General features: G+C 66.4%; 13 protein-coding genes and 1 other RNA gene. 9 read left to right on the top strand and 5 right to left on the bottom strand.

The window, feature by feature from the left end:
* Nucleotides 1-55 precede the first annotated feature (55 nt).
* Both JWN03_RS24330 and JWN03_RS24325 read left to right on the top strand, forming a co-directional pair.
* Entirely contained in the window at nt 56-793 is a 738-nt protein-coding gene (locus JWN03_RS24330) for a zinc ribbon domain-containing protein (RefSeq protein ID WP_297619378.1), read from the top strand.
* 81 nt (nt 794-874) lie between these two features.
* A complete protein-coding gene (locus JWN03_RS24325) occupies nt 875-2191 on the top strand; it encodes a bifunctional RNase H/acid phosphatase (protein WP_297619453.1) in 1317 nt (438 codons plus the stop codon).
* Between the two features lie 25 nt (nt 2192-2216).
* Here the strand turns inward: JWN03_RS24325 and JWN03_RS24320 are convergent, their stop codons facing one another.
* Complete coding sequence (locus tag JWN03_RS24320; RefSeq protein WP_297619450.1) at nt 2217-3044, bottom strand: alpha/beta hydrolase; 828 nt, start codon at nt 3042-3044, stop codon at nt 2217-2219.
* Between the two features lie 90 nt (nt 3045-3134).
* Here JWN03_RS24320 and rnpB point away from each other — a divergent pair.
* From rnpB to JWN03_RS24295, 5 genes are all read left to right on the top strand, one after another.
* An RNA gene (gene rnpB, locus JWN03_RS24315) (RNase P RNA component class A) lies at nt 3135-3559 on the top strand.
* Nucleotides 3560-3643: 84 nt separating this feature from the next.
* On the top strand, nt 3644-4552 hold the full coding sequence (locus tag JWN03_RS24310; RefSeq protein WP_297619375.1) for a slipin family protein: 909 nt from the start codon (nt 3644-3646) through the stop codon (nt 4550-4552).
* 418 nt (nt 4553-4970) lie between these two features.
* Complete coding sequence (locus JWN03_RS24305; protein ID WP_297619372.1) at nt 4971-5303, top strand: hypothetical protein; 333 nt, start codon at nt 4971-4973, stop codon at nt 5301-5303.
* Between the two features lie 30 nt (nt 5304-5333).
* Nucleotides 5334-6806, top strand: coding sequence for an RNB domain-containing ribonuclease (locus JWN03_RS24300; protein WP_297619367.1), 1473 nt, complete (start codon nt 5334-5336; stop codon nt 6804-6806).
* The gene (locus JWN03_RS24295; RefSeq protein ID WP_297619364.1) at nt 6803-7381 is read left to right on the top strand and encodes a Uma2 family endonuclease; all 579 of its coding nucleotides are present in this window, start codon (nt 6803-6805) and stop codon (nt 7379-7381) included. The genes JWN03_RS24300 and JWN03_RS24295 overlap by 4 nt, the downstream gene beginning before the upstream one ends.
* A 10-nt stretch (nt 7382-7391) precedes the next feature.
* On the opposite strand, the gene JWN03_RS24290 is transcribed toward JWN03_RS24295, so the two are convergent.
* From JWN03_RS24290 to panB, 4 genes are all read right to left on the bottom strand, one after another.
* Nucleotides 7392-8438, bottom strand: a complete 1047-nt coding sequence (locus tag JWN03_RS24290) for a CHAD domain-containing protein (protein ID WP_297619361.1) — start codon at nt 8436-8438, stop codon at nt 7392-7394.
* Nucleotides 8439-9395: a prolyl aminopeptidase gene (pip, locus tag JWN03_RS24285; protein WP_297619359.1), complete on the bottom strand. Its 957-nt coding sequence runs from the start codon at nt 9393-9395 to the stop codon at nt 8439-8441. It lies immediately after the preceding gene.
* Nucleotides 9395-9871: a hypothetical protein gene (locus tag JWN03_RS24280; RefSeq protein ID WP_297619357.1), complete on the bottom strand. Its 477-nt coding sequence runs from the start codon at nt 9869-9871 to the stop codon at nt 9395-9397. Before JWN03_RS24280 ends, pip begins: the two co-directional genes overlap by 1 nt.
* 165 nt (nt 9872-10036) lie before the next feature.
* Nucleotides 10037-10894 carry a 3-methyl-2-oxobutanoate hydroxymethyltransferase gene (gene panB / locus JWN03_RS24275; protein WP_297619355.1) on the bottom strand — a complete coding sequence of 286 codons (858 nt, stop codon included), beginning with the start codon at nt 10892-10894 and terminating at the stop codon, nt 10037-10039.
* A gap of 249 nt (nt 10895-11143) precedes the next feature.
* Between panB and JWN03_RS24270 the strand changes: the two genes are divergently transcribed.
* Complete coding sequence (locus JWN03_RS24270; protein WP_441343043.1) at nt 11144-12664, top strand: alpha/beta hydrolase; 1521 nt, start codon at nt 11144-11146, stop codon at nt 12662-12664.
* Nucleotides 12665-12943: 279 nt separating this feature from the next.
* Nucleotides 12944-14284 (top strand): glutamine synthetase family protein, encoded by a 1341-nt coding sequence (locus JWN03_RS24265; protein WP_297619352.1) that lies wholly within the window; start codon nt 12944-12946, stop codon nt 14282-14284.
* Nucleotides 14285-14380 lie beyond the last annotated feature (96 nt).

Raw genomic sequence — 14380 nt, 5'->3', positions numbered from 1 at the left:
GGGCGGGTACGCTGGCAGTCTTGAACCGTCCATAGCGTCCAGGAGACACTCCGCGTTGAATGCCGAACCTTCGATCCAGTCCAAGCTGCTCGACCTCGCCGCTGTCGACGCCGAGCTGTCCCGGATCGAGCATCGCCGCAAGGTGCTGCCCGAGGAGCAGGAGGTGCAGCGGCTGGAGACCGAGCGGACATCCCGTAAGGATGCCGCGGTGAAGGTGCAGATCCTCATCGACGATCTGGACCGCGATATCCGCAAGCTGGAGGGCGAGATCGACGCCGTCCGCAAGCGTGAGGATCGCGACCGCACCATGCTGACCTCCGGTTCGGTGGGCGCCAAGCAGCTTTCGGAGTTGCAGCACGAGCTCACCAGCCTGGAGCGCCGCCGCAAGGTGCTCGAGGACGACGAGATCGATGTGATGGAGCGCCGCGAGGCCGCCGCCGCCGATCACGCGCACGCCGGCGCCAACCTCGACCAGGCCGAAACCGATCTGATCGACGCGCAGCGCCGCCGCGACGACGCCCTCGCCGACCTGGCCGTCGCCCAGCAGCGCTGCGACTCCGACCGCGAGGCGCTGTCCACGTCCTTCCCGGCCGACCTGATCGCCGCCTACGAAAAGCAGCGCGCCTCCACCGGCATCGGCGCCGCCCTCCTCCAAGCCCGCCGCTGCGGCGCCTGCCGCATCGAAATCGACCGCGGCGAAATCTCCCGCATCACCCAGACCGCCCCCAATGTGGTCGTCCGCTGCCCCGAATGCAACGCAATCCTGGTGCGCACCAAGCACTCCGGACTCTGATCTGACGGCTGCCGGAGCTCCCCCCGGTGGCGTTCCGTGCTGAGTGGTGACTTCCAGACCCATGGAGGGTGTGTAGCGGTGGTGGACAAGGTGATCATCGAGGCCGATGGCGGGTCGCGGGGGAATCCGGGGCCGGCCGGGTACGGCGCGGTGGTGTGGGATGCCGATCGGCAGCGGGTGCTGGCCGAACGGAAGGAATTCCTCGGTGTCGCGACCAATAATGTTGCCGAATACCGGGGATTGATCGCCGGGTTGGAGGCGGCCGCGGAGTTGGGTGCGCGTGAGGTTTCGGTGCGCATGGACTCCAAGCTGGTTGTCGAGCAATTGTCCGGGCGCTGGAAGGTCAAGCACCCGTCCATGATTCCGCTCGCCGATCGTGCTCGCCGGCTGGTGGCGGGTTTCGATCGGGTGAGTTTCGCCTGGATTCCGCGCGCGGAGAATTCGCACGCCGACCGCCTCGCCAATGAGGCCATGGACGATGCGCCCACCGTCGACGAGGTGCGCACGGCGCTCTTGTCGCCGGCCGACCTCGCCGTGGAATCGGCTCGCGCGGAGGCGTTCTCGTCGCCGACCGATACCGCCGCGAACCCCACCCGAGTGGACGCCGCGGCACCCGGATCACCGGTCGCAGCATCCACAGCGGCGGGATCACCGGCCGGGGCATCCACAGTCGGGGGGGCGCCGGCAGGGGCATCTGCCGTCGCGGGGTCACCGGCTGGAGTATCGGCCATCGCGGGATCGGCACAGGGCGCCAAGGATTCGGCGCCCGGCTGGACCGGTGCGATGGGGAAGCCCACCCGCTTGTTGCTGCTGCGTCACGGGCAGACGGAATTGTCGGTGGAGCGCCGCTATTCGGGCCGCGGTAATCCGCCGCTGACGGAGCTGGGCCGCGAGCAGGCGGCCGCGGCCGCGAAAATGCTTGCGACCAAGGGGAATATCGCCGCGATCGTGTCATCGCCACTGGGCCGGGCCCGCGAGACCGCCGAAGCGGCCGGGCGGGCGCTCGACCTTCCGGTGCGCGTCCTCGACGGCCTGATCGAAACGGATTTCGGTGCCTGGGAAGGACTTACCTTCCCGGAGGCCGCCCAGCAGGACCCGGAACTGCACGCACGCTGGCTGGGTGACGCGTCGGTCCCCCCGCCCGGCGGCGAGAGCTTCGACGAGGTGCGCGAGCGTATCGAAGGCGTCCGCCGCGACCTGGTCGCCCTCTACCCCGGCGCGAATGTCCTTGTGGTCAGCCATGTCACGCCGATCAAAACGCTTCTTCAGCTGGCCCTGGGCGTAGGCCCCTCACTCCTGTACCGCCTGCACCTGGACCTGGCCTCACTCTCGATCGCCGAGTTCTACCCCGACGGCGGCGCCTCGGTCCGCCTGGCCAACGACACCTCATACCTGTAGCCCCCCACCGGCTTTGCGCCGAGACCTACGGGCGGAGAACTGCGGTGAGGAATTCCGTTTGGTCGTAGACGGCCTTCTCGAACCAGTCGTCGAAGTAGATGTCGAAGTGGCCGATCGGGTACTGCTTCACGACCGCGTGCTTGGTGCGCTCGGCCGCGCGCAGTGTGGGGCCGGCGGGCGCGACGCTGTCGTTATCGCAGATCGCGTAGAACACCGGCGCCTTGATGTCCTTGGTGCGCCGAGCAGGGGCGTCGAACAGTGTCGACATGCCGATCCGCGCAGGTACTTTCGGCCGGTAGTGGGTGCTCTCCTCGGCTAGGCGGCCGAAGCCTTCGGGCACATCGGCGGCGCTCATCAAGGCCGACGAGTGCCGCTTGCCGGCCAGGCGAGTCGAGATCGGCCGGCGGATGATCGGGCTGACTACCAGATCCGTGAGGGCGAGGGTTCCCGTCTTCACCAGGCTGATGGGCCCCTTCGCCATGGCCGACGCCCAGCCGCTGGTGAACGGGCACTGCGCGACCACAGCGGCCAGGTAATGGTCGTCCGGCGCCACGGACAGCGCGTGCCCACCACCGAACGAACTGCCCCACAGCGCGATTCGCGTGGCATCGATGCCACGGATCGTGCGCGCGTAGGCGATTGCGGCATGCCAGTCGGCCCGCTGCTTGCCGATATTGATGACCTGCCGGGGTTCACCCGCACTGGCCCCGAAATGCCGATAATCAAAGGCCAGCACCGCGATTCCGGCCGCGGCGAAGCGCCGCGCATACCGGTCGAGTCCCATTTCCCTATCCGCCCCGAGCCCGTGTCCCATCACGACCAGCGGTCGCGGCCGCAACGGCCCATCCGGCATATACAGCCACCCCGCGCACTGTTCCCCACCAGAAGGGAACCCCACCTCGACACGCTCCATGACCCGTTACCGTACCCTGGTGCGCGCGGACGAGTCGGTCGGGCGGCCGCGGCGATGGGAACGGGCATGCGAATGCCGCTGCTCGTCGCCGAGGAAAGTCCGGACTCCACAGAGCAGGGCGGTTGTTAACGGCAACCCGGGGTGACCCGCGGGACAGTGCCACAGAAAATAAACCGCCGGTGGCGCGCTCGCGAGAGCGCAATGCCGGTAAGGGTGAAACGGTGCGGTAAGAGCGCACCAGCGTGCCGGGTGACCGGCGCGGCTAGGTAAACCCCGCCCGGAGCAAGGTCGAAGGTCGCACTCGCGAGAGTGCGGCTGCGCAGGTGCCTGAGGGCTGCTCGCCCGAGCCTGCGGGTTGACTGCTCGAGGCACCCGGCAACGGTGTGTCCAGATGGATGGTCGCCACCCGGTGCTCGCACCGGGGACAGGATCCGGCTTACAGACCGACTCGTCCGCCCCTTTCGGTCATGATCTCGCGGTGCCATGATGGTGGTGGGCTGCGGCCGGATACCCGTGGCACGGTGGGAAATTGGCGCGCTATGGACGTTCTGTCTGTACTGATCGCAGTGATCGCAATTCTGTTCGTGCTGACGGGGCTGGTGCTCGCCTCGGGGGTTCGGGTGATCGCCCAATACGAGAAAGGCGTGGTCTTCCGGCTGGGCCGGGTGCGCGCGGTGCGTGAACCGGGTCTGCGGATGCTGATTCCGGGCGTGGATCGCATGCGCAAGATCTCCACGCAGGTCATCACCATGCCGGTGCCCGCGCAGGACGGTATTACCCGCGACAACGTCACCGTGCGGGTGGACGCGGTCGTCTACTTCCGGGTCGTCGACCCGCTGCGCGCGATTATCGAGGTGCAGAACTATCTGTTCGCCATCGGACAGGTGGCGCAGACCTCGCTGCGTTCGGTCATCGGCAAGAGCGACCTCGACGATCTGCTCTCCAATCGGGAAGAGCTCAATAAGGGCCTGGAGATCATGATCGACAATCCGGCGCTGAGCTGGGGCGTGCACATCGATCGGGTCGAGATCAAGGATGTGGCACTACCGGATTCGATGAAACGGTCCATGTCCCGGCAGGCCGAAGCCGAGCGTGAACGCCGCGCCCGCATTATCTCCGCCGAGGGCGAACTGCAGGCGTCGCAGATGCTGACCGATGCCGCCACCAAGATGGCTGTGGCCCCGGGCGCACTGCAACTACGACTGCTGGAAACGGTTGTTCAGGTTGCGGCGGAAAAGAATTCGACACTGGTGCTGCCGTTCCCGGTGGAGTTACTGCGCTTCCTGGAGAGCAGCACCAAGGCCAATGAGCGTGCGGCGGCTGCGGACTCGGCCGCCGAAGACGCGACTGAGTCGAACTCGAGAGCGCAACAATCGGCGATAGCCGATGGGAATGAAAAAGCGGCGCAACCGCGGGCGGCCGCCCCCGGTGCGATCGAAGAAAAATGATGAGGAGCAAGACCATGTCCGTACTGATCCAGCCGTTGGCGGTAATCGTGCTGTTCGTGATCGCCTACCTGTTCAAACTGCTGTCCACGAAGTACCCGACCGGATTACGCAGCGAGTAGCCGCCGGGCGGGCAGCCGATAACCACCAGGCACGCAGGAGATAGCTGCTGTCCGGCGTGACAGAGCGGCGTGAGCTACACCGCTTTGCCGTACGGGTGCGAAAACCGCCGAGTTGGACAACAATGACAGCGCGTCGCATGGCGTGTATCGGCGCGGCTCGGCGTGTCGACTGGGTGATTGACCCGGGACTGGCACCAGACGTGATCGACGTCATAAAGTGTGCGCGTTGGAAAGTTCCGTTGCGGCCATGCAGCGGGCAAAGGGTGTTCAACAAACGTCGGAAAGCAGGTCTCGTCTATATGCGAATTGCTCGCAAACTGGCAGCGGGTGCGATTCTCGCCGCTGCCGCCTCCGTCTCGGTTGTGCTTGGCTCCGGTGCCGCTTCGGCTCTCGTGGTGACTCCGCTTCCGGGCGGGGTGCAGGTGGATCTCTCCCCGGCGGATACCGCCTGGGTCGCGAGTTCCCACATCGGGCAGGCGATTGCGGGCCTGCCGCATCCGTCGGCCGCGTCTTTCGGTGAGTCGCTGGATTCTGCCGCCGCATTGTCGACGGAGTACCCCAACGGCCGCGTGGTCTTCACTGTCTACGGTCCGTTCGATCAGTTGAACGGCACGATGCTGGCCCTGCAGTAGGGCTGGGCTGACTAAACCCACCCCACCGCAGTGGAATTGCATCAGCGGATCGTGTCGGCGCCGGTTGATTTCGGCGCTGTCCGAACCGAATTCGGATTGGCCTCGGACTATCCGTCCGAGGCCGTCTCGGAAGCCCGCAGCGCGGTCGACGCGTTCGCGGGCGCTCGGGTCGATCGCACCGAGATCCCGCTCGTCACCATCGATCCGCCCGGCGCACTGGATCTGGATCAGGCGCTGGCTCTGGAACGCACCCCCACCGGGTTCCTGCTCTACTACGCGATTGCCGATGTCGCCGCCTTCGTCACTCTCGACGGGCCGCTCGCGCATGCCTCCCTGGCTCGTGGCCAGACCTTCTACCTCCCCGACGGCACGGTGCCGCTGCATCCGCTCGTGCTGTCCGAGGGGCGCGCCAGCCTGCTGCCGGATCAGGATCGCCCGGCGGCGCTGTGGATCATCGAATGCGATGAAAACGCCGAGCCCCAGCGATATTCGGTGACGCGCGCCCTGGTGCGCTCCCGTGCCCGCCTGGATTACGCCGGCGTACAGGGTGATGCCGATGCCGGCCGCCTGCACCCCTCCATTGCCGCACTCCCCGAATTCGGCCGGCTGCGTATCGAAGCCGGTGTGCAGCGCGGCGCGATCTCGCTGCGACTGCCCGCCCAGAGCGTGATCCGCGACGGCTCCGAGGCCGACGGCCGCAATCACTGGCAGCTGGTCATCGAACCGCGCACCGCCGCCGACGACTGGAACGAGCAGGTCTCACTGCTCACCGGCATGTGCGCCGCGCGAATCATGCTGGAATACCAGGGAACCGATCGTCTGGGCCTGCTGCGCACCATGCCGCCGCCCGCCGCGGCCACCGTCGATTCCATGCGCCGCACCGCCACCGCCGTCGGAGTGGACTGGCCCGCAGGTGATTCCGTGGGCCGCATGCTCGCCGGTCTGGACCCCAACTCTCCCGCCGCCCTGGTCCTCATGTCCGAGGCTATCAGCCTGCTGCGCGGCGCCGCCTACACCGTTCTGGATAGTCAGCCCCCGGATACTCTGCAGCACAGCGGAATCGGCGCCGCCTACGCACACGTCACCGCACCGCTGCGCCGCCTGCCCGACCGCTACGCCACCGAGATCTGCCTCGCGCACTGCGCCGGAACCGAAGTCCCGCACTGGGTTCGCGACGGCCTGACCGAGGTCGTCGAATCCATGCGCCGCAGCGACGCCATAGCCGGCAAACTCGAACGCGCCTGCATAGACCTCACCGAAGCCACCCTCCTGTCACCCCGCGTCGGCACCGACTTCGACGCCATCGTCCTGCGCGAATCCAATGGAAACCGCACCGCCGACGTCTTCGTAGCCGACCCACCCGTCCTCGCCAAATGCACCGGCACCCCACCCGAGGGCAAACATGTCACCGTCCGCCTGACGACCGCCGACCCCACCACCCGCACGGTAACCTTCGCCTTCCCTGCCTTACCTGAGCCTTCGGTGACATACTCGGAGCCATGACCGTCGAGCCGTTTCCGCAGTGGCTGCGTCCACCGACCGGGGGATTCGTCGCCGAGGATCTAGATCGCCTGCCCGACCTGCCTCCGCACACCGAATTGATCGACGGGAGTCTCGTCGTCGTGAGCCCGCAGGCGCAGTTCCACGTATTGGCGATCACTCTGCTGGACGGTGCATTGCGCCAGTTGGCCCCGGCGGCGATTCGTATCCGTCGCGAGATGACAGTCACCCTCGGCAGCAATCAGCGCCCCGAGCCGGATGTCATCGCCATACACGCGGACCGAGTCGGCGGGCCCGAACTGACGACGTACCAGGCCGAGGACGTCGTGCTGGCGGTAGAAGTCGTCTCGCCGGAGTCGCGCACCCGGGACCGGGAACGCAAACCGCAGCTCTACGCCAAAGCGGGCATACCGCATTTCTGGCGAGTGGAAAACGTGGACGGTCGGCCGGTCGTGTACGTGTACGAGCTCGATCCCGCGACCAACTGCTACGCACTCGCGGGCATCCATCACGATCAGTTGCGATTGACCGTGCCGTTCGACATCGACATTGACCTCCGCAATATCGATAGCCTCTGACGACCGTGCTCTAGAGGGCGTGGTGGTCGAGGAATTCTGTGGTGGCGGGGTATTGCTCGAGGGCTTTGGCGGCGGCGGCTTCTTCGGCGGCACGGAGGCGTTGGTAGCCGGGTTCTTGTTCGGCGGAGGCGTGGGTGTGGAGGGTTTCCAGACCCTCGACGGCGTCTCGGTGATCGCCGAGGACAGTTTGGAGTTTTTTCGCCTTGCGGGCCAGTTCGGCGGCGGGGTCGCCGAGGACGGTGGTCGCGGCTTCGGCGGAGTAGCGCAATCGCTTGGCGGCCTTGCGGATATCGTGCAGGTGCTCGATGTATTCGTCGCTCGTGGCTTCCGGTTCGGTATGGACCAGGTCGCGGAGTTTGGCGAAATCGTGGTGCAGTACATCGGTGAAGAGGTCGGCAGCGGGCTTGTCGGCCTTGCCGCGCAGCGGGGGATCGGCGAGCAGCGCCGACAGCTTGGTCAGCAGCGTCCGGTAGCGGGGACTGTCGAACGCCTGCACCGCGATCTTGTGCGCCGCAGCATATTTCTCGCGCTCCTCGGCCACCAGTCTTGTCCCGAAATCGACTATGGCAGTTGATTTCTCAGCTGCGCGACCGGCCTTCCCGTTGCCGTTTGCGGAACTCGACCGCTTGCCCGCCGCTGTCGGCTTCTTCCCGGCGGTCGTCGCTGCGAACTTCTTGCTTGCGGTCGATGCAGCGTTCTTCTTGTCCGCGGACTTCTTGCCATCGGCAGCGGATCTGCCGTCCGGAGCGGACCCATCGTCGAAGAGCGCGCCGTTCTCGCCGAGCAGCGCTTCGAACTGGTCGGCGCGGACCTCGGCGTCGCGGGCAACGCCGAGCAGTCCTGCCAGCCAGCGTAATTCGTCGCTGAGCTCGGTGACGGGGCGGCGGGCGAAGGCGGGGCGGTAGGAGCGCAGCAGGCTGCGCAGGCGGCGGGTGGCTACGCGCATCTGGTGGACCGAGTCCGGAAGGTCCTGGCGCACTTCGGGTTCGGCCACCCGCAGCCGGTCCACGTCGGCGGCGAGGGCGTCGACCAGGGCGGGACCGGCTGTGGTGTTCATTTACGTCCTATATTTATCGGTGGCCTCGACCAGATGGTGCGTGATGCCGGGTTCGGCGGCGGCGTGACCGGCGTCGGGTACCAGGTGCAATTCCGAATTCGCCCATGCCCGATGCAGATCCCAGGCGCTGACGGCCGGGCATACGACATCGTGGCGGCCCTGCACGATCACACCGGGAATGTGCGCGATGCGGTCGATATCGCGCAACAGCTGGCCCTCGTCGAGGAAACCGCGATGGTGGAAGTAGTGGTTCTCGATGCGGGCGAAGGCCAGCGCGAACCGCGGATCGGCGGTTTCGGCAACTCGATCCGGTTGGGGCAGTAGGGAACTCGTGGCGCCCTCCCAGGTGGACCAGGCGACGGCGGCGTCGGTGGCGATCTTCTCGTCGGGGGAGTGCAGCAGCCGGTGATAGACCTCGACCAGATCGTCGCCGCGATCGGACTCGGGCACCGGTGCCAGGAACTTCTCCCACTCATCGGGGTAGACGAACCCCGCAGCGCCATTGTAGTACCAATCGATTTCCTTGCGGCGCAACAGGAATATCCCGCGCAGCACCAGTTCGGTCACCCGATCGGGATGGGTCTGCGCATACGTCAGCGCCAGCGTCGAACCCCAGGACCCGCCGAACACCTGCCAGCGCTCGACCCCGAGATGCGCGCGCAGCGCCTCGATATCGGCCACCAGGTTCCAGGTGGTGTTCGACTCCAGGCTCGCGCCGTCCGCGATATGCGGCACGGACTGCCCGCACCCGCGCTGATCGAACAGCACGATGCGATACGCGGCCGGATCGAAGAACTGCCGATGGAACGGCGCGGTGCCGCCGCCGGGCCCGCCGTGCAGGAACACCACCGGCTTCCCGTCCGGATTCCCGCTGACCTCCCAGTAGATTTGCTGACCGTCACCGACATCGAGCAAACCCTGCTCGTACGGCTCGATCGGCGGGTACAGGGTGCGCATCAGCCCACCAGCCCCGCAGCCAGATTCGGGATCTCCAGCGCCGAGATCGCCTGATCGCGAACGTCGGAGCAGCTCTTGGTGGTGACCCGGTCGAGGACTTCCTTGTCGCCGAGCACCTTGAGGTTGATGCCGCCGTTACGCAGCGCCCACTCGTGCACGGACGCATTGAGCGAGATCTTGCCCAGCGTCGGCCCCTGCACCCGCCAGTCCGACAACTGCGGACGCAGCATGTCGCACAGCTGCTTTGCCGCATCATCGGAGACGGTGAGCTGCTCCCCCTGCGTGGATGCGCTGCCACTGGTCGTGGTGGGCGTGCCCGACTTGGTGGTGAGCGGTGCGGACGATCCCTGCGGCTGCGACGATCCGCTGGTCGTGCTGCCACCACAGGCGGCGGTCAATGCGAGGACCGCCGCCGTGGTCACGAAAAGCGGCGCGCGCCGAACTAGGCGAGTGCTGGTCAGGCGGCGATGCGACATGAAGTTCCCTTTGGTCGTTCGAGCTCGTTGTTTCCGAGTCTGCCACCAAACTGTGATGGTGGTCTGTGAAGACCGTAGGGAAATCCGGGACGATAGCGATCGGCTATCGACCGGATTGTGGAACGTCCCCGTTGTGGTTCACGGGGACGAACCTCATGGCGCCGATCAGTAGCTGTGCTCCGGGCCGGGGAAGACCCCGCGCCGTACCTCGTCCGCATAAGTGGCTGCGGCGCTGCGCAATTCGCCACCCACATTGCCGAACTGCTTGACGAACTTGGCCGTCTTACCGCTGGTGTACCCGACCATGTCCTGCCACACCAGCACCTGCGCATCGCATTCCGCGCCGGCGCCGATGCCGACCGTCGGAATGGTCAGCTTGCGGGTGACCTGCCCGGCCAGATCCGCGGGCACCATCTCCATGACGACCGAGAAGGCCCCGGCCTCCTGGACCGAGATGGCGTCGGCGACAAGCTGCTCGGCGCTGTCACCACGCCCCTGTACGCGGAACCCGCCGAGAGTATTGACACTCTGCGGAGTGAAGCCGATATGTGCCATCACCGGGATGCCAGCGGCGGTGATCTTGGCAATGGTGGCGGCCATGCGCTCGCCACCCTCCAGTTTCACCGCGTGCGCGCCGCCCTCCTTCATGAAGCGGACGGCCGTGGCCAGCGCCTGCTCGGGTGAGGACTCGTAGCTGCCGAACGGTAGATCCGCCACCACGAGGGCGTGCGGCGCGCCGCGCACCACGCCGCGCACCAGCGGAATCAATTCATCGATGGAGATGGCCACCGTGGTGTCGTAGCCGTACACCACATTGGCGGCCGAATCGCCGACCAGCAGCACCGGAATTCCGGCCTCTTCGAACAGCCGCGCGGTGGAGTAGTCGTAGGCGGTGAGCATGGACCAGCGCTCGCCGGATGCCTTCAGCTCCTGCAGGTGCGGCACTCGCGTCTTCCGCTTGGCGGGGGTATGCGGTGCAGGTGCTGAGCCGTAAGCGGGTGTTTCCGCATCTGATACGGACATCATCGTCCCTTTCGTCGTTTCCTCGAGGCCCTTGCGGGTCCCCGGGCTTTGCTGACGGTCTAAGTTTGCCACCGCGCGCGCCTCTCGCCTCGATGCAATTCCTCACACTCGCGAACGGCCTTCGCTCCGAACTCCTAGCGGTGCGTGCCCCGTGTTGCGGGTGTGGCCGACGAGCGCGATGTATTCGAAGACGCCGTGGTGACCGAAGGGAATGCGAAGGTGCGTAAAGCGAGATGGCACGATCGGGGCATGGCGTTGAAGCGAACCGGGCGGGTCGTGCTGATAGCGACGGCTTTGGCAATGACTGCGACCGCGTGTTCCACGGTGGTTGACGGGAAGCCGGTGGCGACGGCCCCGGCGGGCATGGGGCAGTACTACAACCAGGCGGTGCAGTGGGGGAGCTGTGCGGAGTTCGGGGACGAGGACATGCCGAAGAACGCGGAGTGCACCCGCGTCACCGTGCCCGTCGACTACGCCAATCCGGACGGCGGCACCGCCAAGATCGCGGTCTCGCGAATCAAGGCCACCGGCAAGAAGATCGGTTCGCTGATGTTCAATCCGGGCGGCCCGGGTGTGCCCGGTATGTCGATCGTGAATATTGCCGACACGACCGCGCTGGCCGACAGCTTCGACCGCATCGGCTTCGATCCGCGGGGCATCGGCGCTTCGCAGCCGTCCATCAAATGCATGACCGCCGCTGAGGACGATGCCCAGCGCGCCGAACCGAACCGGGACAATTCGCCCGCGGGTATCGCGGGCGCGGAGACGGAGAACAAGCAGTTCGCCGACAAGTGCGTGCAGCGCACCGGCAAGGATTTCCTCGCGCACGTCGGTACCCGGGAGGTCGTGCAGGACATGGACGTCATCCGGGCGGCGCTCGGTGATGCCAAGCTGACCTACCTCGGTTACTCGTACGGCACCCGCCTCGGTTACGCCTACGCCGAGAAGTTCCCGGACCACGTGCGCGCTCTGGTGCTCGACGGTGCGTTGGACCCGCAGCAGGATCCGGTGAAGGAATCGGTGGCCCAGGCCGCCAGCTTCCAGAAGGCCTTCGACTCCTATTCCGCCGACTGCGCGTCCAAGGCGGACTGCCCGCTCGGCAATGACCCGGCGCAATCCACGGCCCGCTTCCGGGCGCTGGTGAGTCCGTTGTGGGACAAGCCCGTTCCCACCGACGACCCGCGCGGCCTGCACTACGGCGATGCCATCACCGGCGTGCAGCAGACGCTGTACTCCAACCGGCTCTGGGGCGCGCTGACCAAGGGCCTGCGCGAATTGGCCGCCGGGCACGGCGACACGCTGCTGGCCCTGGCCGATATGTACGACGGCCGGCACGACGACGGCAGCTACGACAACAGCTCCGATGCCTTCAATGCCATTCGCTGCGTGGATGATCCGCCGATCACCGACCGTGCTGTCGCCGCGCAGCAGGATGCCGACTACCGCCGCGTCGCCCCGTTCCTGGACGACGGGCGCGGCAGCAATGCGGCCCCGCTGGAGCTGTGCGCCATCTGGCCGGTGCCCAGTACCAGTAGCCCGCACAAGCTTTCGATCCCCAACCTGCCCAAGACCGTGGTGATCTCCACCACCGAGGATCCGGCCACGCCGTATCAGGCCGGTGTGAATCTGGCCGATCAGCTGGGCTCGGCGCTCATCACCTACAAGGGCACACGCCACACGGTGTCCCTGTCCGGCGTGCAGTGCGTCGACGACCCGGTAATCGCCTACCTCGTGAACTTGACGGTGCCCGCCCAGGGCCTCACCTGCTGAGCAGCTTTTCGAAGACTCGAAGCGAGGTCCCCCGAGTGAACCCGGCAGCCGGAATCATCGGCTCGCCGAGGGCTCGGGGGTAGTTTTCGGAAGTTCGCGAGTGGAGTCTGGGGGCTGTTTCCGGGGTTCGCGAGGGAGTTTTCGGGCGGTTTCCGGGGGTTCGCGGGCCGAGCCCCCGGGAGTCATCGGGGGGTTCGGGGACGCGGCCCCTGAGAGTCGCCGAGAGTTGGAGTCATCCATGTAACACGGATTTAACTCCGGGTGCTTACGCTCGCGGTCATGGACCGTCAGAAGGAATTCGTCCTCCGCACGCTCGAAGAGCGCGATATTCGTTTCGTGCGCCTCTGGTTCACCGATGTCCTGGGCTATCTCAAGTCGGTAGCCATTGCGCCCGCCGAGCTCGAGGGAGCCTTCGAGGAGGGCATCGGCTTCGACGGTTCGGCCATCGAGGGGTTTGCCCGGGTCTCCGAGGCGGACATGGTGGCACGACCGGACCCGTCGACCTTCCAGATTTTGCCGTGGTCCACCTCCAAGGGGCATCAGCATTCCGCGCGCATGTTCTGCGATATCGCCATGCCGGACGGTTCGCCGTCCTGGGCGGATCCGCGGCACGTGCTGCGCCGGCAGCTGAACAAGGCTGCTGACCTGGGCTTCAGCTGCTATGTGCACCCGGAGATCGAATTCTTTCTGCTCAAGAACGGCCCGATCGACGGCTCTATGCCGACGCCGGTCGATCAGGGTGGCTTCTTCGACCAGACCGTGCACGACGAGGCGCCGAACTTCCGCAGGCACGCCATCGACGCGCTGGAGTCGATGGGCATCTCCGTCGAGTTCAGCCATCACGAGGGCGCGCCCGGCCAGCAGGAGATCGACCTGCGGTACGCGGATGCGCTGTCCATGGCCGACAATGTGATGACCTTCCGCTACCTGATCAAGGAAGTGGCCATCGACGAGGGCGTGCGCGCCACCTTCATGCCCAAGCCCTTCGCCGAGCACCCGGGCTCGGCCATGCACACGCATATGAGCCTGTTCGAGGGCGAGCAGAACGCCTTCCACGATCCCGATGACCCGATCAACCTGTCGGAGACCGCGCGGGCGTTCATCGCGGGCATTCTCGAGCATGCGCACGAGATCAGCGCGGTGACCAACCAGTGGGTGAACTCCTACAAGCGCCTCATCCACGGTGGCGAGGCCCCGACCGCCGCCTCGTGGGGCCGGTCGAATCGGTCCGCGCTGGTTCGCGTTCCGATGTACACGCCGAACAAGTCGTCCTCGCGTCGTGTCGAGGTCCGCAGCCCTGACAGCGCCTGCAACCCGTACCTGGCCTTCGCGGTGATCCTGGCCGCCGGCCTGCGCGGCATCGAGAAGGGCTACACGCTGCCTCCGGAGGCGGAGGACGACGTGTGGTCGCTGACCGCCGCCGAGCGTCGCGCCATGGGCTTCCGCGAGCTGCCGGCCAGCCTCGACGAGGCGCTCAAGAACATGGAGAAGTCCGAACTGGTCGCCGAAACCCTCGGCGAGCACGTCTTCGACTTCTTCCTGCGCAACAAGCGCCGCGAATGGGCGGGCTACCGCAACCAGGTCACCCCTTACGAGCTGAAGGAATACCTGGGCTTGTAGTTTCCGCCTCCCCCTCACTCACCCTGCAGCTCCACTCACCCCAAGGTCGCGGCCGTCCCGGTTCTGGACTGAGTGGAGCGGGGGAGCGAAGCGGAG

The sequence above is a fragment of the Nocardia sp. genome, assembly GCF_025465275.1.
GTDB lineage: Bacteria > Actinomycetota > Actinomycetes > Mycobacteriales > Mycobacteriaceae > Nocardia.
The sequence above is the reverse complement of the archived record's forward strand: the minus strand, read 5'-3'. Positions and strand labels throughout refer to the sequence as shown.

What these genes read in the sequence shown, in the direction of transcription:
- JWN03_RS24320 (WP_297619450.1), bottom strand. Translation starts at nt 3,044, where the DNA reads ATGCCGGATGGGCCGTTGCGGCCGCGACCGCTGGTCGTGATGGGACAC.
- JWN03_RS24310 (WP_297619375.1), top strand. Translation starts at nt 3,644, where the DNA reads ATGGACGTTCTGTCTGTACTGATCGCAGTGATCGCAATTCTGTTCGTG.
- JWN03_RS24305 (WP_297619372.1), top strand. Translation starts at nt 4,971, where the DNA reads ATGCGAATTGCTCGCAAACTGGCAGCGGGTGCGATTCTCGCCGCTGCC.
- JWN03_RS24295 (WP_297619364.1), top strand. Translation starts at nt 6,803, where the DNA reads ATGACCGTCGAGCCGTTTCCGCAGTGGCTGCGTCCACCGACCGGGGGA.
- JWN03_RS24290 (WP_297619361.1), bottom strand. Translation starts at nt 8,438, where the DNA reads ATGAACACCACAGCCGGTCCCGCCCTGGTCGACGCCCTCGCCGCCGAC.
- pip (WP_297619359.1), bottom strand. Translation starts at nt 9,395, where the DNA reads ATGCGCACCCTGTACCCGCCGATCGAGCCGTACGAGCAGGGTTTGCTC.
- JWN03_RS24280 (WP_297619357.1), bottom strand. Translation starts at nt 9,871, where the DNA reads ATGTCGCATCGCCGCCTGACCAGCACTCGCCTAGTTCGGCGCGCGCCG.
- panB (WP_297619355.1), bottom strand. Translation starts at nt 10,894, where the DNA reads ATGTCCGTATCAGATGCGGAAACACCCGCTTACGGCTCAGCACCTGCA.
- JWN03_RS24270 (WP_441343043.1), top strand. Translation starts at nt 11,144, where the DNA reads ATGGCGTTGAAGCGAACCGGGCGGGTCGTGCTGATAGCGACGGCTTTG.
- JWN03_RS24265 (WP_297619352.1), top strand. Translation starts at nt 12,944, where the DNA reads ATGGACCGTCAGAAGGAATTCGTCCTCCGCACGCTCGAAGAGCGCGAT.